We start from the raw sequence: 23769 nt of genomic DNA, 5'->3' as shown, positions 1-23769 counted from the left end.
CAGATTCACCGACGCGTCGGGGCAACAACTTCATGATCAACGGAGCGGACCGACGGGCCCGGGGAGGGTCAGGGAGTTGTTGAGGCGGCGGGTTGGCGGGCGGTTACCAGGTCGCCCAGGCGGGCGCGACCTCCGTCGAAGGCGGTGAGCACCCAGACCCCGTCCGGCAGCAGCGCCATCGAGTGCTCGACGTGCGCGGCCACCGAGCCGTCCCGGGTGACGACCGTCCACCCGTCGGCCAACTCGACGGTACGCGGGGACGCCATGGTGATCATCGGTTCGATCGCCAACGCCATCCCGGGAACCAGACGGGGGCCCTTGCCCGGCCGGCCGTGGTTGAGCACGTGCGGGTCCTGGTGCATCTCGGTGCCGATGCCGTGCCCGCCGTAACCGTCGACGATGCCGTACCGCCCGCCCTTGCGGACAGCGGTCTCCACCGCGTGCGAGATGTCGGTGAGGCGGCCCCTGCCGCTCGCCGCGCCCCGGGCGGCGGCGGCGATGCCGGCCCACATCGCGTCCTCGGCGACCTCGGCCATCTTCAGCAGCGCCGGGTCGACGTCGCCGACCCCGACCGTGATGGCGGAATCGCCGTGCCAGCCGTCCAACACCGCGCCGCAGTCGATGGAGATCAGGTCACCGGCCTGGAGCACCTGCTTCGGCGACGGGATGGCGTGCACGATCTGCGCGTTGACCGAGGAACAGATCGAAGCCGGGAAACCGTGATAGCCCTTGAACGACGGAACGCCACCCGCCTCGCGGATGGTCGCCTCGGCGATAGCGTCCAGATCGGCGGTGCTCACACCGGGGGCAACAGCCTCCCGCATCCGGCGCAGCGCCTCGGCCACCACCAGCCCGGCAGCCCGCATCTTCTCGATCTGGTCAGGGGTCTTCAGCTGGATGTCCAGCTGGGGACGACGCATGGAGCGGTTACCTTTCGTTGCCGAACAGCGGGGCACATAACGCGTACCCCGCTGTTCGCACTCTATCCGCCGTGGCCCGGCCGGACCTCAGCCGCCGTAGGACCGCAGCGCGTCGATGGCCCGGGTGGTGACGTCCTCCACCGGGCCGGTGGCGTCGATCCCGACCAGCTTGCCCTGAGCGCCGTAGTAGTCGACCAGGGGTGCGGTCTTCTCGCTGTACTCACGAAGCCGCGTGGCGATCGTCTCCGGCTTGTCGTCGTCGCGCTGGAACAGCTCGGCGCCGCACCGGTCACAGATGCCCGGCCGGGTGGTGGCGTCGAACTCGACGTGCCAGATCTTGCCGCAGCCCCGGCAGGTACGCCGACCGGAGAGCCGCCGGATCACCTCGTCGTCGTCGACGACCAGCTCCAGGACCAGGTCCAGGGCGGTGCCCAGATCAGCGAGGAGCTTGTCCAGAGCGGCCGCCTGCGGAGTCGTCCGCGGGAAGCCGTCGAGCAGGAAACCCTCGCTGGCGTCGGGCTCGGCCAGCCGGTCCCGGACCATGTTGATGGTGACCTCGTCCGGGACCAGCTCGCCCGCGTCCATGTACCGCTTCGCCTCGACACCGAGGGGCGTGCCCTGGGTGACGTTCGACCGGAAGATGTCCCCGGTCGAGATCTTCGGCACCGAGAGGTGTGCGGCGATGAACTCGGCCTGTGTGCCCTTGCCCGCGCCCGGCGGGCCAACCAGAACGAGTCTCATCTACCGCAGGAACCCTTCGTAGTTCCGCTGCATGAGTTGGCTCTCGATCTGCTTCACGGTCTCCAGACCGACGCCGACCATGATGAGCACAGCGGTGCCGCCGAACGGGAAGTTCTGGTACTGCTGGTTGTCCAGCCAGATGAAGAAGAAGTTCGGCAGGATCGAGATCACGCCGAGGTAGAGCGCGCCCGGCAGGGTGATCCGGCTGAGGATGAAGTCGAGGTAGTCGGCGGTCGGCTTGCCGGGGCGGATGCCCGGCACGAAGCCGCCGTACTTCTTCATGTTGTCCGCGACCTCGGTCGGGTTGAACGTGATCGACACGTAGAAGTACGTGAAGAAGATGATCAGCAGGAAGTAGACCGAGATGTAGATCGGGCTGCTCGGGTTGACCAGGTTGTTCTGGATCCACGACTGGGTCTTGCCCGGGTCGGTCTGGTCGAAGAACTGCAGCGCCAACTGCGGCAGGTAGAGCAGCGACGAGCCGAAGATGACCGGGATCACACCAGCCTGGTTGACCTTCAGCGGGATGTAGGTCGACGTGCCGCCGTACATCCGCCGGCCGATCATCCGCTTGGCGTACTGCACCGGGATCCGGCGCTGCGCCTGCTCGATGAAGGTGACAGCGGTGATGACCACCAGGACCAGGGCGATGACCAGGGCGAACATGTCCCAGCCCTTGCTGGTCTTGATCTGCCAGCCCTCACTGGGCAGCCGCGCCGCGATCGAGGTGAAGATCAGGACGGACATGCCGTTGCCGACGCCGCGGTCGGTGATCAGCTCGCCGAGCCACATGACCATGCCGGTGCCGGCGGTCATCGTCATCACCAGGATGGACAGCGTCAGCCAGTCCGGGATGCCGGTGCCGGTCGGGATGATCGGGAACTGGTCGCACCGGTTCTGGAACAGCTGGCCGGAGCGGGCCAGGGCCACGAACGCCGAGGCCTGCAGCACACCGAGACCCAGGGTCAGGTAGCGGGTGTACTGGGTGATCTTCGCCTGACCGGCCTGGCCCTCCTTGCGGAGCTGCTCCAGACGCGGGATCACGACGGTCAGCAGCTGCAGGATGATCGACGCGGTGATGTAGGGCATGATGCCCAGCGCGAAGACCGAGAGCTGCAGCAGCGCTCCGCCGGAGAAGAGGTTGAGCAGGTTCACCACCCCGGTGGTGTCACCCTGGATGGTGTCGAGGCACTTCTGCACGTTGCCGTACGAGACGCCCGGGCTGGGGAGCGTTGCACCCAGCCGGTAGACCGCGATGATGCCTACTGTGAACAGCAGCTTCTTGCGCAGGTCAGGCGTACGGAACGCACTGAGAAAGGCGGACAGCAACTTCTTCCTCCTGCGCGAGGCGGGCCGCCGGTGATCCCTGGCGGGTCGGGGTGGATCACGGGCGAGTGCCCGCAATCCATGGCTGGGATGGGACTCTAACAGCCTCACCCCGGTCCGGGCAGATGCGCCCGACTACATAAATCGATTCCGATGTTACCGGGCGCTCAGGCCCCAGGCAGACCATGGCGCCCGCCAGTTGCTCTCAACTGGGCGGGCGCCATGGTCGTACGCCTTACAGCTCGGTGACGGAGCCACCGGCGGCGGCGATCTTCTCCTTGGCCGACGCACTGAACGCGTGCGCGGACACCTGGAGCGCCACACCGCCGAGATCCCCGGTACCGAGGACCTTGACCGGGTGACCCTTGCGGACCGCGCCGGACTCGACGAGCTCCAGCGGGCCGACCTGACCACCGTTCGGGAACAGCTCAGCGAGTCGGTCCAGGTTGACCACCTGGAAGACCACCTTGAACTTGTTCTTGAAGCCCTTCATCTTCGGCAGGCGCATGTGGATGGGCATCTGCCCACCCTCGAACGCCGCCGAGATGTTCTTGCGGGCCTTGGAGCCCTTCGTACCGCGACCGGCGGTCTTGCCCTTGGAACCCTCACCGCGACCCACACGGGTCTTCGCGGTCTTGGAACCGGGCGCCGGGCGCAGGTGGTGAACCTTGATCGTCATTACTCGACCTCCTCGACCTTCACGAGGTGGTTGACCGTGAAGATCATGCCGCGGATCTCGGGCCGGTCCTCCTTGACCACCACGTCGTTGATCCGCTTGAGACCGAGCGAACGCAGCGAGTCACGCTGGTTCTGCTTGGTCCCGATACCGGACCGGAGCTGGGTGACCTTCAGGCGTGCCATCAGGACGCCACCCCCGCCCGCGACGCCAGCATGGCGGCCGGCGCGACGTCCTCCACCGGCAGACCACGACGCGCCGCGACCTGCTCGGGGGACTCAAGCCCCTTCAGGGCCGCCACGGTGGCGTGCACGATGTTGATCGGGTTCGACGAGCCGAGGCTCTTGGAGAGCACGTCGTGGATACCGGCGCACTCCAGCACGGCACGCACCGGACCACCGGCGATGACACCCGTACCGGCCGAGGCCGGCTTGAGCAGCACCACACCGGCCGCGTCCTCACCCGTCACCGGGTGCGGGATCGAGGCGCCGATACGCGGAACCTTGAAGAAGTGCTTCTTGGCCTCCTCGACGCCCTTGGCGATGGCCGCGGGCACCTCCTTGGCCTTTCCGTAGCCCACGCCGACCGTGCCGTCGCCGTCGCCCACGATCACCAGGGCGGTGAAGCTGAAGCGACGACCACCCTTCACGACCTTGGCGACGCGGTTGATCGCGACGACCCGCTCAAGGTGCGGGGTCTTCTCGACGGGCGCGTTTCCGCGGCCGCCCTCACGGCGGTTGTCGCGGCGACCACCCTCGTTGCCACCGGACCCGCCGCCACGGCGCTGTTGACCTGGCATCAGCAGCCTTCCTTCTCTCTCGTGACGGGGTTGTTAGAACTCGAGCCCGGCTTCGCGGGCGGCGTCGGCAAGCGCGGCGACTCGCCCCGCGTACCGGTTGCCACCGCGGTCGAAGACGACCTTGGAGACGCCGGCGGCCTTGGCCCGCTCGGCGAGCAGCGCGCCCACCTTGCCAGCCAGGGCGCTCTTGTCGCCCTCCGCACCGCGCAGCGAGGCGTCCAGGGTCGACGCCGACGCCAGGGTGTGACCCTTGGTGTCGTCGACGATCTGGGCGACCATGTGCCGCAGGGAGCGGGTGACGACCAGGCGCGGACGCTCGGCCGTACCGCTGACGTTCTTGCGGACGCGGAAGTGTCGACGCGCACGCCCAACGGCGCGCTTGGCGGCGACACCGCGGCGGCGCTTGAGCAGCGTGGCGCTCACTTCTTACCTGCCTTTCCAGCCTTGCGGCGGATGACCTCGCCCTGGTACTTGACGCCCTTGCCCTTGTAGGGCTCCGGCGGGCGGATCTTCCGGATGTTGGCGGCGACCTCACCGACCTGCTGCTTGTCGATGCCAGCCACGTGGAACAGGGTCGGCCGCTCCACCGTGAAGGTGATGCCCGCCGGGGCGGGGACGACCACCGGGTGCGAGAACCCGAGCGCGAACTCGAGGTCCGAACCCTTGGCGGTGACCCGGTAACCGGTGCCGGCGATCTCCAGGCTCTTGCGGTAGCCCTCGGTGACCCCGACGATCATGTTGGCGACCAGCGTACGACTCAGGCCGTGGAGTTCCTTGGCCTTGCGCTCGTCGTTCGGCCGGTTGACGCTCAGCTCGCCGTCCTCGCCACGCTCGATCGTGATCGGCTCGGCGAGGGTGTGCTCAAGCTGGCCCTTGGGGCCCTTGACCTTGACGGTCTGCCCGTCGATCGTGATATCGACGCCGGCTGGTACCGGGATCGACTTACGTCCAATTCGCGACATTTCTACCTGTCTCCCGTTACCAGACGAAGGCGAGGACTTCCCCGCCAACACTCCGCTTGCGGGCCTGCCGGTCGGTCAGCAGCCCCTGGGACGTCGAAATGATCGCCACGCCCAGCCCACCGAGCACCCGCGGGAGCCCGTCCGACTTGGCGTACACCCGGAGACCGGGCTTGGACACGCGCTTGATACCGGCCAGGCTCCGCTCGCGGTTCTGGCCGTACTTCAGCTCGACGACCAGTCGCTTGCCGACGGCGCCCTCCTCGGGCTCCTCGACCGACCAGGTGGCGATGTAACCCTCGGCCTTCAAGACCTCGGCGATGTTCGCCTTGATCTTGGAGTAGGGCATCTTCACCTGATCGTGGTACGCCTGGTTGGCGTTACGCAGACGCGTGAGCATGTCTGCGATCGGGTCGGTCATCGTCATGGATTTCGTCAGCCTTTCTCGCCGGGGTTCCCGGGGCACCAGCCCCGGGCCTACGGCGAAGAGCAATACCTAATCGGTGCAGGAGTTCCCGGCCGACGGCCGGGACGCGGTCGCCCTTACCAGGAAGCCTTGGACACGCCCGGCAGCTCACCGCGGTGAGCCATCTCCCGGATGCAGACCCGGCAGAGCCCGAACTTGCGGTAGACCGCCTTCGGACGCCCGCACCGCTGGCAGCGGGTGTACGCGCGAACCGAGAACTTCGGCTTCGCGGCCGCCTTGATGATCAGCGCCTTCTTGGCCATCTCAGTTCTCCTTGAACGGGAAGCCCAGGAGCTTGAGCAGCGCCCGGCCCTCGTCGTCGGTCGTGGCGGTCGTGACCACCGTGATGTCCATGCCCCGCTGGCGATCGATCTTGTCCTGGTCGATCTCGTGGAACACCGACTGCTCGGTCAGACCGAACGTGTAGTTGCCGTGCCCGTCCAGCTTGCGCCCGTCCAGGCCGCGGAAGTCGCGGATACGCGGCAGCGCGATGGAGAGCAGCCGGTCCAGGAACTCCCACATCCGGTCGCCACGAAGGGTGACCTTCGCGCCGATCGGCATGCCCTCGCGGAGCTTGAACTGCGCGATGGACTTGGTCGCCCGCCGCACCTGCGGCTTCTGGCCGGTGATCGTGGCGAGGTCGCGGACCGCACCGTCGATCAGCTTGGCGTCGCGAGCAGCCTCGCCGACACCCATGTTGACGACGATCTTGACCAGCCGCGGCACCTGCATGGGGTTGCCGTAGCTGTGCTGCTCACGCAGCTGGGCCACGATCTCGTTGCGGTACCGCTCCTTGAGGCGCGGCAGGGTCTTTTCGGTAGCCGTGGTCATCACAGGTCCTTACCGGTGCTACGCGCGATGCGGACCTTCTGGCCGTTGTCGTCGATCCGGTAACCGACGCGGGTCGGCTTGCCGTCGGAGTCCAGGACCTGCACGTTCGAGACGTGGATCGGGGCCTCCTGAGTGACGATGCCGCCGGTCTTGGCGCCACGCTGGGTGGTGCTGATGCGGGTGTGCTTCTTGACCCGGTTCACGCCCTCGACCAGGACCTTGTCCTGCCGCGGGTAGGCCGCGATGACCTTGCCCTTGGCACCCTTGTCCTTGCCGGCGATGACGACGACCGTGTCGCCCTTCTTGACCTTCACGGTCACAACACCTCCGGCGCGAGGGAAATAATCTTCATGAACCGCTTGTCCCGCAGCTCCCGGCCCACCGGGCCGAAGATACGGGTTCCACGCGGGTCCCCGCCGTCCTTGATGATGACGGCGGCGTTCTCGTCGAAGCGGATGTACGAGCCGTCCGGACGCCGCTTCTCCTTCGCGGTGCGAACGACGACAGCCTTGACGACGTCGCCCTTCTTCACACCGGCACCCGGGATGGCGTCCTTGACCGTGGCCACGATGACGTCGCCGATGCTCGCGTAGCGCCGACCCGAGCCACCGAGAACCCGGATGCACAGGATCTCCCGAGCACCCGTGTTGTCGGCGACGCGCAGTCGCGACTCCTGCTGAATCACGTCTATCTCCTATGTCTGCCGGTTCTCCGGCCGCCGTAGCGGCCGGAGCCTGGCGGAACCAACGCCCGACGCAACGCCGGGCGAGCTCGAGCCTTCGCTACTTGGCCTTTTCCAGGATCTCCACGATCCGCCAACGCTTGGTGGCGCTCAGCGGCCGGGTCTCCATGATGAGAACCCGGTCACCGGTGCCAGCGGCGTTCTGCTCGTCGTGCACCTTCAGCTTGCTGGTACGGCGCATGATCTTGCCGTACAGCGCGTGCCGAACCCGGTCCTCGACCTCGACCACGACGGTCTTGTCCATCTTGTCGCTGACCACCAGGCCCTCACGGACCTTGCGGCGGGACCGCGCGGCGGCGGTGGCGGTCTCTTCGGTCATGATGCAGTCACCTCAGTCGGCGCGGCCGAGAGCCCCAGCTCGCGCTCGCGCATGATCGTGTAGATCCGGGCGATCTCCCGACGGATGACCTGCAACCGCCGGTTGTTGTCCAGCTGCCCGGTTGCGGCCTGCACGCGGAGGTTGAACAGCTCCGCCTTGGCCTCCCGCAGCTTCGTGACCAGCTCCTCCTCGGAGAGCTCACGCAGCTCGGTCGCCTTAACGCCCGCTGCCATCAGGATTCACCCACTTCGCGCGTAACAATGCGGCACTTCATCGGGAGCTTGTGGATCGCGCGACGCATGGCCTCTCGCGCGATCTGCTCGTTGGGGAAGGACATCTCGAAGAGAACCCGCCCCGGCTTGACGTTGGCAACCCACCACTCGGGCGAACCCTTACCGGAACCCATCCGGGTCTCGGCAGGCTTCTTGGTGAGGGCCTGGTCCGGGAAGATCGTGATCCAGACCTTGCCACCACGCTTGATGTGGCGAGTCATCGCGATACGTGCCGACTCGATCTGCCGGTTCGTCACGTACGCCGGCTCGAGAGCCTGGATCCCGAACTCGCCGAACACCACCCGGTTACCACCCTTGGACGCGCCACTGCGGTCCGGGTGGTGCGGCTTGCGGAAGCCCTTCGGGGGCTTGCGCGGCATCAGCATCTGTCAGCCCTCCTGCTGCGTTTCTGCCGGAGCAGCAGCGGCGGCGACAGCTGCGCTGTCGACCGGCTCGCCGCTCGGCGTCTCGGCCTGCTGCGCGATGGTGGTCGCAGCAGCCCGACCGGCCTCGGTGCCACCAGCCGTGGTGCCGGACGAACCCGACCGGCCACGGCGCGGACGCTCGGGACGGTCGCCGCGCTCACCACGACGCGGGCGGGACGGACCGGCCTCGGCCGGAGCCTCCCGGCCCGGGACGGCGTCGCCCTTGTAGATCCAGACCTTCACACCGATCCGACCGAACGTGGTACGGGCCTCGAAGAAGCCGTACTCGATGTTGGCCCGCAGCGTGTGCAGCGGAACCCGGCCCTCACGGTAGAACTCGGTCCGGCTCATCTCGGCGCCGCCGAGGCGACCCGAAACCTGAACCCGGATGCCCTTGCAGACCGGGTTCTTCATCGCCGACTGCATGGCCTTGCGCATCGCCCGACGGAAGCTGACCCGGCTGGACAGCTGCTCGGCCACGCCCTGCGCGACCAGCTGAGCGTCCGACTCGGGGTTCTTCACCTCGATGATGTTCAGCTGAACCTGCTTGCCGGTGAGCTTCTCCAGCTCGCCGCGGATCCGGTCGGCCTCCGCACCCTTACGGCCGATGACGATGCCCGGCCGGGCGGTGTGGATGTCGACCCGGACCCGGTCGCGGGTGCGCTCGATGTCGACCTTGGAAATCCCGGCACGCTCGAGGCCCTTGGACATCATGCGGCGGATCTTGACATCCTCGCCGATGTAGTCCTTGTAGAGCTTGTCCGCGAACCAGCGGGACTTCCAGTCGGTCGAGATGCCGAGCCGGAACCCAGTGGGGTGAACCTTCTGACCCATTACTCGGCGTCCTCCGTCTTGCTCTGCGCTTCGGCCGGTGCGGCCTCCGTGGCCGGGGCGGCCTTCTTAGCCGCGGCCTTCCTCGGTGCTGCCGGCGCGACCGCTTCGACCGCCACGGTGATGTGGCACGTGCGCTTGCGGATGCGGTAGGCCCGACCCTGGGCCCGCGGCTGGAACCGCTTCATCGTCGGGCCCTCGTCCACGAAGGCCTCGCTGACGAGCAGCGCGTCGGGGTCCAGCCGCTCGTTGTTCTCCGCGTTGGCGATCGCGCTAGCGAGCACCTTGTACACCTGCTCGCTCGCAGCCTGCGGCGCGAACTGCAGCACCGTGAGCGCCTCCTTCGCGGGCAGGCCGCGGACGAGGTTGACCACCCGGCGCGCCTTCATCGGCGAGATGCGCACGTGCCGCGCAACCGCCCGCGCGCCCGGAAGCACCGGAGCGTCGCCCTTTCCTGGCATCGCTGTAACCCCTTGTTCCCTCTATCCGTATGCCCGCGGCGTCAGCGCCGACGGCTCTTCCGGTCGTCCTTCTCGTGACCCTTGAACGTGCGGGTCAGCGCGAACTCGCCGAGCTTGTGCCCGACCATCGCCTCGGTCACGAACACCGGGACGTGCTTGCGTCCGTCGTGCACGGCGATCGTGTGCCCCAGCATCTCGGGGATGATCGTCGAGCGCCGCGACCAGGTCTTGATCACGTTCTTGGAGCCCTTGTCGTTCTGAACTTCCACCTTCTTGAGCAGGTGGTCGTCGACGAACGGGCCCTTCTTCAGGCTGCGAGGCATGTCTTATCTCCCTCAGCCGCGCTTACGCGTGGCGTAGCGACGGCGGACGATCAGCCGGTCACTCGGCTGGCCCTTACGGCGGGTGCGGCCCTCGGGCTTACCCTGCGGGTTGACCGGGTGGCGACCACCGGAGGTCTTACCCTCACCACCACCGTGCGGGTGGTCGACCGGGTTCATGGCGACACCACGGACGGTCGGGCGCTTGCCCTTCCACCGCATCCGGCCGGCCTTACCCCAGTTGATGTTCGACTGGTCGGCGTTGCCGATCTCGCCGATGCTGGCGCGGCAGCGCACGTCGACCCGCCGGATCTCACCGGACGGCATACGCAGGGTCGCGTACGCGCCCTCACGGCCGAGCAGCTGGATGCCGACGCCGGCGGAACGGGCCAGCTTGGCCCCGCCACCCGGACGCAGCTCCACGTTGTGGATGGTGGTACCGACCGGGATGTTGCGCAGCGGCAGGTTGTTACCCGGCTTGATGTCGGCGCCCGGGCCGGACTCGACGCGGTCGCCCTGCTTCATGTCCTTCGGCGCGATGATGTACCGCTTCTCGCCGTCGGCGTAGTGCAGCAGCGCGATACGCGCGGTGCGGTTCGGGTCGTACTCGATGTGAGCGACCTTCGCCGGCACGCCGTCCTTGTCGACCCGCTTGAAGTCGATCAGACGGTACTGGCGCTTGTGACCGCCGCCGTGGTGCCGCGTGGTGATCCGGCCGTGGGCGTTACGCCCGCCCTTCTTCGGCAACGGAGCCAGCAGCGACTTCTCCGGCGTGGACCGGGTGATCTCGGCGAAGTCGGCGACACTCGAGCCACGTCGGCCCGGCGTCGTCGGCTTGTACTTACGGATAGCCATTGTCTACACCCCTCAGCTGACCGGGCCGCCGAAGGCCTCGATGCGGTCACCGTCAGCCAGCTTCACGATCGCCCGCTTGGTCGCCTTGCGCTGACCGAAGCCGGTCTTGGTGCGCTTACGCTTACCCTGGCGGTTGAGCGTGTTGACCGTCAGGACGCGGACGTTGAAGATCTGCTGGATAGCGATCTTGATCTCGGTCTTGTTCGCGTCCGGGTGCACCAGGAAGGTGTACCAATTCCGGTTCAGCTCGCTGTAGCTCTTCTCCGAGACGACCGGCGCCACGATGATGTCGCGCGGGTCGGCGATGGTGCTCACTTGCCACCCTCCTCGGTGGTCTCGGCGGGCACGCCCAGGAACTCGTCCAGGGCGTCCTTGGTGAAGACCACGTCGTCGGCCACCAGCACGTCGTACGTGTTCAGCTGGCCGGACTCGATCAGGTGCACCCGCGGCTCGTTGCGCAGCGACACCCAGTTCAGTTCGTCGGTGCTGCTCAGCACCACCAGGACCCGACGGGCCTCGGTGAGCTTGGTCAGCGTGGCCAGGGCCGCCTTGGTCGACGGCTTCTCGCCCGAGACGAACGCCTCGACGACGTGCACCTGCCCGGCGCGGGCCCGGTCGGAGAGGGCACCGCGCAGAGCGGCGGCCTTCATCTTCTTCGGGGTCCGCTGGCTGTAGTCGCGCGGCACGGGACCGTGCACGACGCCACCGCCGGCGAACTGCGGCGCGCGGATCGAGCCCTGCCGGGCGCGACCGGTGCCCTTCTGCTTGTACGGCTTCTTGCCGCCACCGGCGACCTCGCCGCGGGTCTTGGCCTTGTGCGTGCCCTGTCGGGCCGCCGCGAGCTGGGCCACCACGACCTGGTGCATCAGCGCGACGTTGGCCTGCACGTCGAAGATGTCCGCCGGCAGCTCGACCGAGCCACTGGTGGTGCCTTCGACGGTGCGCACGTCAACGGTGGTCACTTGGCCGCACCGCCCTTCTTCACCTTGCTCTTGGCCGCGGTACGGACCAGAACGAGCGCGCCCTTCGGACCAGGAATGGCACCCCGGACGAGCAGCAGGTTGTTCTCGGTGTCGACCGCCTGGACGGTGAGGTTCTGCACGGTGTACCGCACGCCACCCATCCGGCCGGCCATCCGGGTGCCCTTGAAGACACGACCCGGAGTGGCGCAGGCGCCGATGGAGCCGGGCGAGCGGTGCTTGCGCTCGACACCGTGGCTGGCGCGCAGACCGTGGAAGCCGTGCCGCTTCATCGGGCCGGCGTAGCCCTTGCCCTTGGTCTTGCCGGTGACGTCGATGGTGACGCCGGCCGGGAACTCCTCGACAGTGACTTCCTGGCCGAGCGAGTATTCCCCAGCGTCGGTGGTGCGCAGCTCGACGATGTGCCGGCGCGGCGCCACGTCCGCCTTGGCGTAGTGACCGCTGATCGGCTTCTTGACCTTGCGCGGGTCGATGGTGCCGTACGCCAGCTGGACCGCGGAGTAACCGTCCTTCTCGGCGCTACGAACCTGGCTGATGACGCACGGGCCGGCCTCGACCACGGTCACGGGAACAACACGGTTGTTGTCCCAGACCTGGGTCATGCCGAGCTTGGCGCCCAGGATCCCCTTGACTTGCCTGTCCATTTGTCCGGTCCCTACAGCTTGATCTCGATGTCGACGCCAGCCGGCAGGTCGAGGCGCATGAGCGAGTCGACCGTCTTCGGGGTCGGGTCGATGATGTCGATCAGCCGCTTGTGCGTGCGCATCTCGAAGTGCTCGCGCGAGTCCTTGTACTTGTGCGGCGAGCGGATAACGCAGAAACGGTTGATCTCCGTGGGCAGCGGCACCGGGCCCGCGACCTGCGCCCCGGTGCGCGTCACCGTCTCGACGATCTTCCGAGCCGAGGAGTCGACGACCTCGTGGTCATAGGCCTTGAGCCGGATGCGGATCTTCTGTCCCGCCATGGTGGCTTCTGTTCCTTCTCTCGATGCCGCTGTGTTGCGGGCGCCTGTACCGGCTGGCACAGGCCCACTTCGCCGACCCCCGCGGTCGGGCGTGTCGCGCCCTCGGGCCGAGCTCCGCCCCGTGGTTCCGGAGTGGTGCTGACCGCGCGGTGGGTCAAGGCGCCGATCGCATTACCGCGACCTGAACGCCGTGCGAGGGTGGTTGGCGACTGGGCCGCCAACCACCCTACGCTCGACTGCCTCGCCACCCGGAGGTTCAGCGAAAGCCGAACACAGGCGACGAACTGTCGTTACGCAACCTGACTAGTATGCCGCACGACCGGCGGCGGGTCTAATCGGGGTTACCTAGCTCACTTGTTGATCTTGGTGACGAACCCGGCGCCGACGGTGCGGCCACCCTCGCGGATCGCGAACTTGAGGTTCTCCTCCATGGCGATGGGCTGGATCAGCTTCACCGACATGGAGGTGTTGTCACCCGGCATGACCATCTCGGTGCCCTCGGGGAGGGTGACGACACCGGTGACGTCAGTGGTCCGGAAGTAGAACTGCGGACGGTAGTTCTGGAAGAACGGGGTGTGCCGGCCGCCCTCCTCCTTGGAGAGGATGTAGACCGTCGCCTCGAACTCCGTGTGCGGGGTGTTCGAGCCCGGCTTCACGACGACCATGCCGCGCTCGACCTCGTCGCGCTTGGTGCCACGCAGCAGCAGGCCGACGTTCTCACCTGCGCGGGCGTCGTCCAGGGTCTTCCGGAACATCTCGATCGCGGTGACCTTGGTCTTGAAGCTCTTCTCCTTGATACCGACGAGCTCGACATCCTCGTTCGGCAGGAGAACGCCGCGCTCCACGCGACCGGTGACGACGGTGCCACGACCGGTGATCGTGAAGACGTCCTCAACCGGCATCAGGAACGGCTTGTCAACCTCGCGCTCCGGCTGCGGGATCGAGGTGTCGACAGCGGTCATCAGCTCCAGCAGCTTGCCGGTCCACTCGGGGTCACCCTCGAGGGCCTTCAGCGCCGAAACCCGAACGACCGGCAGGTCGTCACCCGGGTACTCCTGCGAGGAGAGCAGCTCACGGACCTCGAGCTCGACGAGCTCCAGGAGCTCCTCGTCATCGACCATGTCGCTCTTGTTGAGCGCCACGACGATGTACGGCACACCGACCTGACGGGCCAGCAGCACGTGCTCGCGGGTCTGCGGCATCGGGCCGTCAGTCGCCGCCACCACCAGGATCGCGCCGTCCATCTGCGCGGCACCGGTGATCATGTTCTTGATGTAGTCGGCGTGCCCAGGGCAGTCGACGTGCGCGTAGTGCCGCGACTCGGTCTGGTACTCGACGTGCGCGATCGAGATCGTGATGCCGCGGGCCTTCTCCTCCGGCGCCTTGTCGATCTCGTCGAACGGCGTGTAGGGGTTCAGGTCCGGGTACTGGTCGTGCAGGACCTTGGTGATGGCCGCCGTCAGCGTCGTCTTACCGTGGTCGATGTGACCAATGGTGCCGATGTTGACGTGCGGCTTAGTCCGCTCGAACTTAGCCTTCGCCACTGGTGTCCTCCTGTGGACTTCTTGGTTCGTACGCCCGGCGCGCCGGTCGGCGCTTAGGACTCTGTCGACAGCCTTTCCGGCCTGACGGCCGGAGAGCCTTTGTGGGTTCTGCGGCGATGAAGCCTACAGGCCCGGTCTCACGCGATCCGATCGTGGTGGTCGCGGGCGGGTGAAACCTCCCGCGACCAACCACGAATCACCTGCTCAGGGTGCTACTCGCCCGTCGCCTTGGCGATGATCTCCTTGGCCACCGAGGCCGGAACCTCGGCGTAGGAGTCGAACTGCATGCTGTAGCTCGCCCGGCCCTGGGTCTTCGACCGCAGGTCGCCGACGTAGCCGAACATCTCCGACAACGGCACCAGAGCCCTGACGATGCGGGCGCCACTGCGCTCCTCCATCGCCTGGATCAGGCCGCGGCGGGAGTTGAGGTCGCCGATGACGTCACCCATGTTCTCCTCAGGAGTGGTGACCTCAACGGCCATCATCGGCTCAAGGAGTGCGGGATCGGCCTTGCGGGCCGCGTCCTTCATCACCATGGAGCCGGCGATCTTGAATGCCATTTCCGACGAGTCGACCTCGTGGTACTGGCCGTCCAGCAGGGTCAGCTTCACGCCGACCAGCGGGAAGCCGGCGAGGATGCCGTACTGCATCGCGTCCTGCGCACCCGCGTCCACCGAGGGGATGAACTCCCGGGGGATGCGGCCACCGCTGACGGCGTTGGCGAACTCGTAGGTCGGCGAGTCGTTGTCCAGCGGCAGCGGCTCGACGCTCACGATCACGCGGGCGTACTGGCCGGAACCACCGGTCTGCTTCTTGTGGGTGTACTCGACCTTCTCCACCTTGCGGCGGATGGTCTCGCGGTACGCCACCTGCGGCTTGCCGATGTTGGCCTCGACGTTGAACTCGCGGCGCATCCGGTCGACCAGGATGTCCAGGTGCAGCTCGCCCATGCCGGAGATGACCGTCTGACCGGTCTCCTCGTCCAGCTTGACGCGGAAGGTCGGGTCCTCCTCGGCCAGCCGCTGGATGGCGGTGCTGAGCTTCTCCTGGTCGGCCTTGGTCTTCGGCTCGATGGCGACCTCGATGACCGGCTCCGGGAAGGTCATCGACTCCAGGATGACCGGGTTCGCCGGGTCGGACAGCGTGTCACCGGTGGTGGTCTGCTTGAGACCCTGCACCGCGATGATGTCGCCAGCCTGGGCCGAGCTGCGCTCTTCCCGCTTGTTGGCGTGCATCTGGTAGATCTTGCCGATGCGCTCCTTGCGGTCCTTGGTGGAGTTGACCACCTGGGTACCGGTCTCGACCACGCCGGAGTAGACCCGGACGTAGGTGAGCTTGCCAAGGTGCTTGTCCGTCTGGATCTTGAAGGCCAGACCGGAGAACGGCTCCGACTTCGAGGGCTTCCGCACCAGCGGGGTCTCACCGTCGGTGGCCGTACCCTCGATCGCCGGAACGTCCAGCGGCGACGGCAGGAAGTCGACCACGGCGTCGAGCATGGGCTGGACGCCCTTGTTCTTGAACGCCGAGCCGCAGAGTACCGGGTTGGCCTTGCCGGCGATGGTGGCACGCCGGATGGCGGCCTTGATCTCCTCGACGGAGACCTCTTCGCCCTCCAGGTACTTCTCCATCACCGCGTCGTCGACGTCGGCGAGGGTCTCCATCAGCTTCTCGCGCCACTCGGCAGCGGAGTCGGCCAGGTCGGCCGGGATCTCCTCAACCGCGTAGTCCTCACCCTTCTGGGTCTCCCCACGCCAGGTGAGGGCGCGCATGCCGATCAGGTCGACGACACCGATGTGGTCACCCTCGAGCCCAATCGGGATCTGGAGCACCAGCGGGGTGGCGTTCAGCCGGTCGATCATCATCTGCACGCAGCGGAAGAAGTCGGCACCGGTCCGGTCGAGCTTGTTGACGAAGCACATCCGCGGGACGTTGTACTTGTCGGCCTGCCGCCAGACGTTCTCCGTCTGCGGCTCCACGCCGGCGACACCGTCGTAGACCGCGACCGCACCATCCAGGACCCGCAGCGACCGCTCGACCTCGACCGTGAAGTCGACGTGGCCCGGCGTGTCGATGATCTGGATCGTGTGGCCCTTCCACTCACACTTGGTGGCAGCGGAGGTGATGGTGATGCCACGCTCCTGCTCCTGCTCCATCCAGTCCATGACGGCAGCGCCCTCGTGGACCTCACCGATCTTGTACGTGATACCGGTGTAGAACAGGATTCGCTCGGTGGTCGTGGTCTTACCGGCATCGATGTGCGCCATGATGCCGATGTTGCGTACGTTGGCGAGCGCGTCTGCGGCGGCCACTTCAATCCCTACTTATCGTCGTCTCGACTCAACTGGTGGCGGTTCCGGCGCCCGGAGGCGCCGGAACCAGGGTGTTACCAGCGGTAGTGCGCGAAGGCCTTGTTCGACTCGGCCATCTTGTGCGTGTCCTCGCGCCGCTTGACGGCGGCACCGAGGCCGTTGCTCGCGTCCAGCAGCTCGTTCATCAGCCGCTCGACCATGGTCTTCTCGCGCCGGGCGCGGGAGTAGGTGACCAGCCAGCGCAGGCCCAGGGTGGTCGCCCGGGTCGGGCGGACCTCGACCGGAACCTGGTAGGTGGCGCCACCGACCCGGCGGCTACGCACCTCGAGGGTCGGCTTGACGTTGTCCATCGCCCGCTTGAGGGTGACGACCGGGTCGGTGCCGGACTTCTCGCGGCAGCCCTCGAGGGCCGCGTACACGATGGACTCGGCGAGCTGACGCTTGCCGCGGAGCAGGATCTTGTTCACCAGCTGGGTGACCAGCGGCGAGTTGTACACCGGGTCAGCGACCAGTGGCCGCCGCGGAGCGGGTCCCTTACGCGGCATGTCAGCTCTTCTCCTTCTTCGCGCCGTAACGGCTGCGCGCCTGCTTGCGGTTGCGGACACCCTGGGTGTCCAGCGAGCCGCGAACGATCTTGTAACGCACGCCGGGGAGGTCCTTCACCCGGCCACCGCGGACGAGCACGATCGAGTGCTCCTGCAGGTTGTGACCGACGCCGGGGATGTAGGCGGTCACCTCGATCTGGCTGCTGAGCTTCACGCGAGCGACCTTGCGCAGCGCCGAGTTCGGCTTCTTCGGGGTGGTGGTGTACACGCGGGTGCACACGCCGCGCCGCTGAGGGGAACCCTTCAGCGCCGGGGTCTTGGTCTTGGTCGTCTTCGCCTGGCGGCCCTTTCGGACCAGCTGCTGGATCGTGGGCACCGGGTTTCTCCGCTCCCTTCGGCCGCATCCGCGGCCGCGCCGTCTGCTCGTTAGCCGGCCTGATGACCGGCTCTCCTACATTCCGACCAGGGCCACCTTGCGGAGACCCCGGCACCCGCGGTCGGGCGTGTCGCCCTCGTCACGGTCCCGTTGCCACGCTCTCGCGTGCGTACCGGGTTTTGTCACCGGCACGCGGGTCGCCCCGCCCCGGATCCTTGGCTTGTCGTGCCGCCGTCCGTAAGCCGGTAACAGCGCACGCACGAGTTGCCCGGGCATGCCCGGGCACAAGGGGAAAGAGTACCTACCACAACCGCCCAGGTCAAAACGGAATGGCCCGGCAGCAGTCTCACACCCGCCAGCCGTATCTCGTCCTGCCCGGTCGCCCGCGATGGGCACCTACGAATACAAGTGTACCGGCTCTCCCGCAGAAGCACCCATCGCCCCCGGGCGGACCGGAAGCCTTCCGCGGGAAACCCCCGTCAGGTGTCGGATCTGTCGGTGATCACTTTCAGGTCAGTGCGAGCAGCAGGGCCAGGCCCAGGCCCAGGGCACTGAGCACCGCCCCCACCGCGCCGCAGCTGATCCCCGCCATCGCCAGACCGCGCCCGGTGAACTGGACCGCGGAGGGCGCGGCCGGCCGACCGATCTGTCGCCGGCCGAGCAGCCCGACAGCGACCGCCGCACCGCCGGCGAACACACCCAGCGCGGCGAACGCTCCGGAGGCCCAGGCACCGCCGTCGTTCATGAAGGCCACTCCGAAGCAGATCACCAGTAACGACACCAGGACCGACGCGATCCCCGCCACCAGCGCTCCGATGGCCAGCCCGGAGGTGACCGGCGCCACGTCCAGGTGCACGACGCCGAACGGCGTGCCCGACACCGACTCCACCCGCTTCGGCGGCCGGCGTTGGTCGTCGGTGGGCGGCGCCACCGAGCGCCCCGGCGAGCCACCCCACCCGGGACCGTGCCCCGGCGGCGGACCCCATCCGGGCGGGCCGCCGGGCCCGGACGACGGCGGACCCCACCCGTGCGGCGCTCCCGGCCCCGACGACGGCGGACCCCAGCCGTACGGTGCACCCGGCCCACCCGGCGGCGGACCCCAACCGTGCGGCGTTCCCGGCCCCGACGGCGGCGGACCCCACCCGTGCGGCGCTCCCGGCCCACCCGGCGGCGGACCCCAACCCTGCGGCGCTCCCGGCCCCGACGACGGCGGACCCCAGCCGTACGGTGCACCCGGCCCACCCGGCGGCGGACCCCAACCGTGCGGCGCTCCCGGCCCGGATGACGGCGGACCCCAGCCCTGCGGCGTCGAGGTCGGCGTGCCGGAGACCGGGTGCGGCTGGCCGGAGCCGGGCGTCGAGGTCGTGCCCCAGCCGGGGTACGGCCCCGCAGCGGGTGGCGCATCCGGGGTGGGCACCGGAGGGTGCTCCGCACCGCCCGGGCCCGGCCGCGTCCAGTCACTCGGCTCGGAGGCAGGAGCCGGCGGGTCCGCAGGGCCGTCCGGTTCGTCCGCAGGGGGCCGCGCCGGTTCCGTCACGAGGTCCTCCTGTCGAAAGGCCGCCACCGCCACGCGGCGGACACCGGCCAGGCTACCGCCGCGAGCGCCGCCACCCGCGCCGGGCGCGGCCACCGGCGGCCTCAGTCCATGTTCGCCGGGTAGTCGTGGCCGAACGGCGCACCGGCCAACCGGACCACCCCGATGACCACCGCGGCCACCACGCTGACCGCGACCAGCACCAGACCGGTCCAGGCCATCCGCTCCCCCCGTCGCAGCCACACGCTGCCGGTCAGGAAACCCCCCGACGCGTACGCCTCGCGGCGTGCCTGCCGGGCCAGTTGCAGGGCCACGGTGGCCGGCACCACGCCACCGATGAACAACCCGGTCAGCATGCCGAGCAGGCCCAGCGCGAAGACCGCCCGTGCCTTCGTGGCACGGGCCGGGTCCGGGTCCAGCGGGTGACGCAGGTCCGGCTGGGCGACGGACACCTGCCCTGGTGCTGTCGTCATACCCCCATCATGCCGAACCCGGTCGCGGGGTGGGTGGGCACGGACACGACGAGGCCCCCGGCTTTCACCGGGGGCCTCGTCGGGTTACTGGTGCTTAGCGGTACGACCCGAAGTCGAAGTCGTCCAGCGGCACGGCCTGCCCGCTGGCCGGCCCGAACCCGTAGTCGGTCTCCGGGTAACCGGTCATCGAGTAGACCTTGGCCTTCGCCTCCTCGGTCGGCTCGACCCGGACGTTGCGGTACTTGCTGATGCCGGTACCGGCCGGGATGAGCTTTCCGATGATCACGTTCTCCTTGAGGCCGACCAGCGAGTCGCTGCGCGAGTTGATCGCGGCGTCGGTCAGCACCCGGGTGGTCTCCTGGAAGGAGGCCGCCGAGAGCCAGGAGTCGGTGGCCAGCGAGGCCTTGGTGATACCCATCAGCACCGGACGACCGGCGGCGGGCTCGCCGCCCTCCGAGACGAGTCGGCGGTTCTCCGACTCGAACAGCGCCCGGTCGACGAGCACACCCGGCAGGAACTCGGTCGAGCCGGAGTCGATGACCGTCACCCGCTTGAGCATCTGGCGGATGATGATCTCGATGTGCTTGTCGTGGATGAGCACACCCTGCGAGCGGTAGACCTCCTGGACCTCACTGGTCAGGTGGACCTGGACCGCCCGCGGACCCATGATCCGCAGCAGCTCGTGCGGGTCGATGGTGCCCTCGGTCAGCTTCTCGCCGACCGCGACGTGACCGCCGTCGTGGGTCCGGAGCTTGACGCGCTTCGAGATCTTGTCGTAGACGATCTCGTCGCTGCCGTCGTCCGGCACCACGATGATCTTGCGCGAGCGCTCGCCGTCCTCGATCCGGATCCGGCCGGGGGTGTCGGCGATGGGCGCCTTACCCTTCGGGACCCGAGCCTCGAAGATTTCCTGAACACGCGGCAGACCCTGGGTGATGTCCTCACCCGCGACACCACCGGTGTGGAAGGTACGCATCGTCAGCTGCGTACCGGGCTCACCGATGGACTGGGCGGCGATGATGCCGACCGCCTCGCCGATGTCGACCGACTTACCGGTCGGCAGCGACCGGCCGTAGCAGGCCGCGCAGACGCCGAGCTTCGACTCGCAGGTGAGCACGCTGCGCACCCGGACGGTCTCCACACCAGCGGCGACGATCTTGTCGACCCCGATGGAGTTGATGTCCTGACCGCGCTCGGCGACCACGGTGCCGTCCGGCCCCTTGATGTCGTCGGCGAGGGTCCGGGCGTGCACGCTGGTCTCGGCGTGGGTGTGGACGACGAGCTTGCCGTCCAGCTTCTCGCCGATCTGCATCGGGATCGCCCGGTCGGTGCCGCAGTCCTCTTCACGGATGATGACGTCCTGCGAGACGTCCACCAGACGACGGGTCAGGTAACCCGAGTCGGCGGTACGCAGCGCGGTGTCGGCCAGACCCTTGCGGGCACCGTGCGTGGAGATGAAGTACTCCAGCACGGACAGACCCTCCCGGTAGCTGGCCTTGATCGGCCGCGGGATGATCTCGCCCTTGGGGTTGGCCACCAGACCACGGATCGCCGCGATCTGCCGGAGCTGGAGCAGGTTACCGCGAGCACCCGAGTTGATCATCTTCCACAGCGGGTTCTCCTGCGGCAGCGCGGTGTCCATCTCCTTGGCGACCTCGTTGGTCGCCTTGGTCCAGATCTCGATGAGCTCGCCGCGGCGCTCCTCGGCGGTCATCAGACCACGCTGGTACTGCTTGTCGATCTGGTCGGCGTCCTTCTCGTACCGGGCCAGGATCTCCGCCTTACGCGGCGGCGCGATGACGTCCTCCATACCGATCGTCACGCCGGACCAGGTGGCCCAGTGGAAACCGGCCTCCTTGAGCCCGTCCAGGGTGGCGGCCAGCGCCACCTTGGGGAAGCGCTCGGCGAGGTCGTTGACGATCGCGGAGAGCTGACCCTTGCGGATCTCGTAGTTCACGAAGCGGTAGCCCTGCGGCAGCGTCTCGTTGAACAGCACCCGACCCAGGGTGGTCTCCACGGTCAGCGGGTCACCCTCGACCCAGCCCTCCGGGGCGGTCCACGCCTCGGCGCCAGCACCGTTGTCGACCCCGACCACGTCACGCAGGCGGATCTTCACCGGCGCCTGCAGGTGCAGCTCGCCGTTGTCGAAGGCCATCCGCGCCTCGGCGTCCGAGCTGAACGCCCGGCCCTCGCCCTTCTCACCAGCGGTGCGGTGGGTGAGGTGGTACAGACCGATGACCATGTCCTGGGTGGGCATGGTGACCGGCTTACCGTCGGCCGGCTTGAGGATGTTGTTCGACGACAGCATCAGGATCCGCGCCTCGGCCTGGGCCTCGGCGGACAGCGGCACGTGCACCGCCATCTGGTCACCGTCGAAGTCGGCGTTGAACGCGGTGCAGACCAGCGGGTGGATCTGGATGGCCTTGCCCTCGACCAGCTGCGGCTCGAAGGCCTGGATGCCCAGGCGGTGCAGGGTCGGCGCCCGGTTGAGCAGCACCGGGTGCTCGCCGATGACCTCTTCCAGCACGTCCCACACGACCGGGCGCTGACGCTCGACCATCCGCTTGGCGGACTTGATGTTCTGGGCGTGGTTGAGGTCGACCAGCCGCTTCATCACGAACGGCTTGAACAGCTCCAGCGCCATCTGCTTGGGCAGACCGCACTGGTGCAGCTTGAGCTTCGGGCCGACCACGATGACCGAACGGCCGGAGTAGTCGACGCGCTTGCCCAGCAGGTTCTGGCGGAACCGGCCCTGCTTGCCCTTGAGCATGTCGGACAGCGACTTGAGCGGGCGGTTACCCGGGCCGGTGACCGGCCGGCCGCGACGGCCGTTGTCGAACAGCGCGTCGACGGCCTCCTGGAGCATCCGCTTCTCGTTGTTGACGATGATCTCGGGCGCGCCGAGGTCGATCAGCCGCTTGAGGCGGTTGTTCCGGTTGATCACGCGGCGGTACAGGTCGTTCAGGTCCGAGGTCGCGAAGCGGCCACCGTCGAGCTGCACCATCGGACGCAGGTCCGGCGGGATGACCGGGACGCAGTCCAGCACCATGCCGAGCGGCGAGTTGCGGGTGTTCAGGAACGCCGCGACGACCTTGAGTCGCTTGAGCGCCCGGATCTTCCGCTGACCCTTGCCGGACCGGATGGTCTCCCGCAGGCTCTCGGCCTCGGCGTCGAGGTCCATGTTCTGGACCAGCGCCTTGATCGCCTCGGCGCCCATGGAACCGGTGAAGTACTCACCGAACCGGTCGCGCAGCTCGCGGTAGAGCAGCTCGTCGGTGACCAGCTGCTTCGGCTCCAGCTTGCGGAAGGTGTCCAGCACCTCGTCCAGGCGGTCGATCTCGCGCTGGGCCCGGTCGCGGATCTGGCGCATCTCGCGCTCTCCGCCCTCCTTGACCTTGCGCCGGACGTCCGCCTTGGCACCCTCGGCCTCCAGCTCGGCCAGGTCGGCCTCGAGCTTGGCGGCCCGCTTCTCGATCTCCGAGTCGCGGCTGTTCTCGGACTGCCGCTTCTCGGCCAGGATCTCGTTCTCGATCGTCGATAGGTCACGGTGACGCGACTCCGCGTCCACGCTCGTCACGACGTACGAGGCGAAGTAAATGATCTTCTCGAGGTCCTTGGGGGCGAGGTCCAGCAGGTAGCCCAGCCGGCTCGGAACGCCCTTGAAGTACCAGATGTGGGTCACCGGAGCGGCGAGCTCGATGTGCCCCATCCGCTCACGACGGACCTTGGAGCGAGTCACCTCGACGCCGCAGCGCTCACAGATGATGCCCTTGAACCGGACCCGCTTGTACTTACCGCAGTAGCACTCCCAGTCCCGCTGAGGACCGAAGATCTTCTCGCAGAAGAGCCCGTCCTTTTCCGGCTTCAGGGTGCGGTAGTTGATCGTCTCAGGCTTCTTGACCTCGCCGTGCGACCACTGACGGATGTCGTCAGCGGTGGCGAGACCAATGCGCAGCTCGTCGAAGAAGTTGACGTCGAGCACTATGTCCCCTATGTCGTCGTCTGTACTGCTAATTCTCGGGCGGGGTCGGGGGGCGGCGAGCTTGTCGCCGTCCTGGATCTTGCGCTTCTGGGCGACGTAGACCCGGACCAGCTCGTTGA

General features: G+C 67.8%; 31 protein-coding genes. All 31 read right to left on the bottom strand.

Going from position 1 to position 23769, the window contains the following annotated elements; all coding sequences use genetic code 11:
* Positions 1–68 precede the first annotated feature (68 nt).
* Complete coding sequence (map, locus tag QCZ28_RS31730; protein ID WP_279520021.1) at positions 69–920, bottom strand: type I methionyl aminopeptidase; 852 nt, start codon at positions 918–920, stop codon at positions 69–71.
* 87 nt (positions 921–1007) lie between these two features.
* Entirely contained in the window at positions 1008–1661 is a 654-nt protein-coding gene (locus QCZ28_RS31725) for an adenylate kinase (protein WP_088950228.1), read from the bottom strand.
* Complete coding sequence (gene secY / locus QCZ28_RS31720; RefSeq protein WP_030329909.1) at positions 1662–2990, bottom strand: preprotein translocase subunit SecY; 1329 nt, start codon at positions 2988–2990, stop codon at positions 1662–1664.
* Between the two features lie 232 nt (positions 2991–3222).
* Positions 3223–3666 carry a 50S ribosomal protein L15 gene (rplO, locus tag QCZ28_RS31715; protein WP_030329906.1) on the bottom strand — a complete coding sequence of 148 codons (444 nt, stop codon included), beginning with the start codon at positions 3664–3666 and terminating at the stop codon, positions 3223–3225.
* Positions 3666–3848, bottom strand: a complete 183-nt coding sequence (gene rpmD, locus QCZ28_RS31710) for a 50S ribosomal protein L30 (RefSeq protein ID WP_030329904.1) — start codon at positions 3846–3848, stop codon at positions 3666–3668. The genes rplO and rpmD overlap by 1 nt, the downstream gene beginning before the upstream one ends.
* Complete coding sequence (gene rpsE, locus QCZ28_RS31705; protein WP_018784559.1) at positions 3848–4462, bottom strand: 30S ribosomal protein S5; 615 nt, start codon at positions 4460–4462, stop codon at positions 3848–3850. Before rpsE ends, rpmD begins: the two co-directional genes overlap by 1 nt.
* 33 nt (positions 4463–4495) lie before the next feature.
* Complete coding sequence (rplR, locus tag QCZ28_RS31700; protein WP_030329901.1) at positions 4496–4885, bottom strand: 50S ribosomal protein L18; 390 nt, start codon at positions 4883–4885, stop codon at positions 4496–4498.
* On the bottom strand, positions 4882–5424 hold the full coding sequence (gene rplF, locus QCZ28_RS31695) for a 50S ribosomal protein L6 (protein WP_030329899.1): 543 nt from the start codon (positions 5422–5424) through the stop codon (positions 4882–4884). The genes rplR and rplF overlap by 4 nt, the downstream gene beginning before the upstream one ends.
* Before the next feature lie 16 nt (positions 5425–5440).
* Positions 5441–5848 (bottom strand): 30S ribosomal protein S8, encoded by a 408-nt coding sequence (gene rpsH, locus QCZ28_RS31690; RefSeq protein WP_007465270.1) that lies wholly within the window; start codon positions 5846–5848, stop codon positions 5441–5443.
* Between the two features lie 116 nt (positions 5849–5964).
* Positions 5965–6150 (bottom strand): type Z 30S ribosomal protein S14, encoded by a 186-nt coding sequence (locus QCZ28_RS31685; protein WP_007465272.1) that lies wholly within the window; start codon positions 6148–6150, stop codon positions 5965–5967.
* A gap of 1 nt (position 6151) precedes the next feature.
* The gene (gene rplE, locus QCZ28_RS31680; protein WP_030329896.1) at positions 6152–6718 is read right to left on the bottom strand and encodes a 50S ribosomal protein L5; all 567 of its coding nucleotides are present in this window, start codon (positions 6716–6718) and stop codon (positions 6152–6154) included.
* A complete protein-coding gene (rplX, locus tag QCZ28_RS31675) occupies positions 6718–7038 on the bottom strand; it encodes a 50S ribosomal protein L24 (RefSeq protein WP_007465276.1) in 321 nt (106 codons plus the stop codon). The genes rplE and rplX overlap by 1 nt, the downstream gene beginning before the upstream one ends.
* Positions 7035–7403 (bottom strand): 50S ribosomal protein L14, encoded by a 369-nt coding sequence (gene rplN / locus QCZ28_RS31670; protein WP_007073026.1) that lies wholly within the window; start codon positions 7401–7403, stop codon positions 7035–7037. Before rplN ends, rplX begins: the two co-directional genes overlap by 4 nt.
* A 97-nt stretch (positions 7404–7500) precedes the next feature.
* Entirely contained in the window at positions 7501–7779 is a 279-nt protein-coding gene (gene rpsQ / locus QCZ28_RS31665) for a 30S ribosomal protein S17 (protein ID WP_030329894.1), read from the bottom strand.
* A complete protein-coding gene (gene rpmC / locus QCZ28_RS31660; RefSeq protein WP_007465283.1) occupies positions 7776–8012 on the bottom strand; it encodes a 50S ribosomal protein L29 in 237 nt (78 codons plus the stop codon). Before rpmC ends, rpsQ begins: the two co-directional genes overlap by 4 nt.
* Positions 8012–8437, bottom strand: a complete 426-nt coding sequence (rplP, locus tag QCZ28_RS31655) for a 50S ribosomal protein L16 (RefSeq protein ID WP_007465292.1) — start codon at positions 8435–8437, stop codon at positions 8012–8014. Before rplP ends, rpmC begins: the two co-directional genes overlap by 1 nt.
* A 3-nt stretch (positions 8438–8440) precedes the next feature.
* Positions 8441–9310 carry a 30S ribosomal protein S3 gene (gene rpsC, locus QCZ28_RS31650; RefSeq protein ID WP_007465294.1) on the bottom strand — a complete coding sequence of 290 codons (870 nt, stop codon included), beginning with the start codon at positions 9308–9310 and terminating at the stop codon, positions 8441–8443.
* Complete coding sequence (gene rplV / locus QCZ28_RS31645; protein ID WP_007465297.1) at positions 9310–9768, bottom strand: 50S ribosomal protein L22; 459 nt, start codon at positions 9766–9768, stop codon at positions 9310–9312. Before rplV ends, rpsC begins: the two co-directional genes overlap by 1 nt.
* A 41-nt stretch (positions 9769–9809) precedes the next feature.
* Positions 9810–10091 (bottom strand): 30S ribosomal protein S19, encoded by a 282-nt coding sequence (gene rpsS / locus QCZ28_RS31640; protein WP_007465299.1) that lies wholly within the window; start codon positions 10089–10091, stop codon positions 9810–9812.
* A gap of 12 nt (positions 10092–10103) precedes the next feature.
* The gene (gene rplB, locus QCZ28_RS31635) at positions 10104–10943 is read right to left on the bottom strand and encodes a 50S ribosomal protein L2 (protein WP_030329891.1); all 840 of its coding nucleotides are present in this window, start codon (positions 10941–10943) and stop codon (positions 10104–10106) included.
* Positions 10944–10955: 12 nt separating this feature from the next.
* Entirely contained in the window at positions 10956–11258 is a 303-nt protein-coding gene (gene rplW / locus QCZ28_RS31630) for a 50S ribosomal protein L23 (protein ID WP_007465304.1), read from the bottom strand.
* Entirely contained in the window at positions 11255–11905 is a 651-nt protein-coding gene (gene rplD, locus QCZ28_RS31625; protein WP_030329890.1) for a 50S ribosomal protein L4, read from the bottom strand. The genes rplW and rplD overlap by 4 nt, the downstream gene beginning before the upstream one ends.
* The gene (gene rplC / locus QCZ28_RS31620) at positions 11902–12567 is read right to left on the bottom strand and encodes a 50S ribosomal protein L3 (RefSeq protein WP_030329888.1); all 666 of its coding nucleotides are present in this window, start codon (positions 12565–12567) and stop codon (positions 11902–11904) included. Before rplC ends, rplD begins: the two co-directional genes overlap by 4 nt.
* A gap of 11 nt (positions 12568–12578) precedes the next feature.
* Positions 12579–12887 (bottom strand): 30S ribosomal protein S10, encoded by a 309-nt coding sequence (gene rpsJ, locus QCZ28_RS31615; RefSeq protein WP_007073037.1) that lies wholly within the window; start codon positions 12885–12887, stop codon positions 12579–12581.
* A 350-nt stretch (positions 12888–13237) separates the two neighbouring features.
* The gene (gene tuf, locus QCZ28_RS31610; RefSeq protein WP_030329885.1) at positions 13238–14431 is read right to left on the bottom strand and encodes an elongation factor Tu; all 1194 of its coding nucleotides are present in this window, start codon (positions 14429–14431) and stop codon (positions 13238–13240) included.
* Between the two features lie 212 nt (positions 14432–14643).
* A complete protein-coding gene (gene fusA / locus QCZ28_RS31605) occupies positions 14644–16740 on the bottom strand; it encodes an elongation factor G (protein WP_030329884.1) in 2097 nt (698 codons plus the stop codon).
* Between the two features lie 74 nt (positions 16741–16814).
* Positions 16815–17285, bottom strand: coding sequence for a 30S ribosomal protein S7 (gene rpsG / locus QCZ28_RS31600; RefSeq protein WP_007465317.1), 471 nt, complete (start codon positions 17283–17285; stop codon positions 16815–16817).
* Between the two features lies 1 nt (position 17286).
* A complete protein-coding gene (gene rpsL, locus QCZ28_RS31595) occupies positions 17287–17661 on the bottom strand; it encodes a 30S ribosomal protein S12 (protein WP_007465318.1) in 375 nt (124 codons plus the stop codon).
* A gap of 508 nt (positions 17662–18169) precedes the next feature.
* Entirely contained in the window at positions 18170–18550 is a 381-nt protein-coding gene (locus tag QCZ28_RS31590; protein ID WP_279520036.1) for a hypothetical protein, read from the bottom strand.
* Positions 18551–19299: 749 nt separating this feature from the next.
* Entirely contained in the window at positions 19300–19668 is a 369-nt protein-coding gene (locus QCZ28_RS31585; protein WP_210859764.1) for a hypothetical protein, read from the bottom strand.
* A 94-nt stretch (positions 19669–19762) separates the two neighbouring features.
* The gene (locus QCZ28_RS31580; protein ID WP_030329878.1) at positions 19763–23650 is read right to left on the bottom strand and encodes a DNA-directed RNA polymerase subunit beta'; all 3888 of its coding nucleotides are present in this window, start codon (positions 23648–23650) and stop codon (positions 19763–19765) included.
* Positions 23651–23769: the final 119 nt, after the last annotated feature.

Origin of the sequence: Micromonospora sp. DH14 (genome assembly GCF_029809455.1) — a bacterium.
GTDB lineage: Bacteria > Actinomycetota > Actinomycetes > Mycobacteriales > Micromonosporaceae > Micromonospora > Micromonospora parva.
This window is presented reverse-complemented; position numbering and strand designations above follow the sequence as displayed.

Excerpts from the sequence above, each read along its gene's own strand:
- rpsJ (WP_007073037.1), bottom strand. The coding sequence starts at position 12,887 with ATGGCGGGACAGAAGATCCGCATCCGGCTCAAGGCCTATGACCACGAG.
- map (WP_279520021.1), bottom strand. The coding sequence starts at position 920 with ATGCGTCGTCCCCAGCTGGACATCCAGCTGAAGACCCCTGACCAGATC.
- rplO (WP_030329906.1), bottom strand. The coding sequence starts at position 3,666 with ATGACGATCAAGGTTCACCACCTGCGCCCGGCGCCCGGTTCCAAGACC.
- rplF (WP_030329899.1), bottom strand. The coding sequence starts at position 5,424 with ATGTCGCGAATTGGACGTAAGTCGATCCCGGTACCAGCCGGCGTCGAT.
- rpsS (WP_007465299.1), bottom strand. The coding sequence starts at position 10,091 with ATGCCTCGCAGCCTGAAGAAGGGCCCGTTCGTCGACGACCACCTGCTC.
- rpsC (WP_007465294.1), bottom strand. The coding sequence starts at position 9,310 with ATGGGTCAGAAGGTTCACCCCACTGGGTTCCGGCTCGGCATCTCGACC.
- rplC (WP_030329888.1), bottom strand. The coding sequence starts at position 12,567 with ATGGACAGGCAAGTCAAGGGGATCCTGGGCGCCAAGCTCGGCATGACC.
- rpmC (WP_007465283.1), bottom strand. The coding sequence starts at position 8,012 with ATGGCAGCGGGCGTTAAGGCGACCGAGCTGCGTGAGCTCTCCGAGGAG.
- rplV (WP_007465297.1), bottom strand. The coding sequence starts at position 9,768 with ATGCCAGGAAAGGGCGACGCTCCGGTGCTTCCGGGCGCGCGGGCGGTT.
- QCZ28_RS31585 (WP_210859764.1), bottom strand. The coding sequence starts at position 19,668 with ATGACGACAGCACCAGGGCAGGTGTCCGTCGCCCAGCCGGACCTGCGT.
- rpsQ (WP_030329894.1), bottom strand. The coding sequence starts at position 7,779 with ATGACCGAAGAGACCGCCACCGCCGCCGCGCGGTCCCGCCGCAAGGTC.
- rpsG (WP_007465317.1), bottom strand. The coding sequence starts at position 17,285 with ATGCCGCGTAAGGGACCCGCTCCGCGGCGGCCACTGGTCGCTGACCCG.
- rpsH (WP_007465270.1), bottom strand. The coding sequence starts at position 5,848 with ATGACGATGACCGACCCGATCGCAGACATGCTCACGCGTCTGCGTAAC.
- rplB (WP_030329891.1), bottom strand. The coding sequence starts at position 10,943 with ATGGCTATCCGTAAGTACAAGCCGACGACGCCGGGCCGACGTGGCTCG.
- QCZ28_RS31685 (WP_007465272.1), bottom strand. The coding sequence starts at position 6,150 with ATGGCCAAGAAGGCGCTGATCATCAAGGCGGCCGCGAAGCCGAAGTTC.
- rpmD (WP_030329904.1), bottom strand. The coding sequence starts at position 3,848 with ATGGCACGCCTGAAGGTCACCCAGCTCCGGTCCGGTATCGGGACCAAG.
- rpsE (WP_018784559.1), bottom strand. The coding sequence starts at position 4,462 with ATGCCAGGTCAACAGCGCCGTGGCGGCGGGTCCGGTGGCAACGAGGGT.
- QCZ28_RS31725 (WP_088950228.1), bottom strand. The coding sequence starts at position 1,661 with ATGAGACTCGTTCTGGTTGGCCCGCCGGGCGCGGGCAAGGGCACACAG.
- rplP (WP_007465292.1), bottom strand. The coding sequence starts at position 8,437 with ATGCTGATGCCGCGCAAGCCCCCGAAGGGCTTCCGCAAGCCGCACCAC.
- rplE (WP_030329896.1), bottom strand. The coding sequence starts at position 6,718 with ATGACCACGGCTACCGAAAAGACCCTGCCGCGCCTCAAGGAGCGGTAC.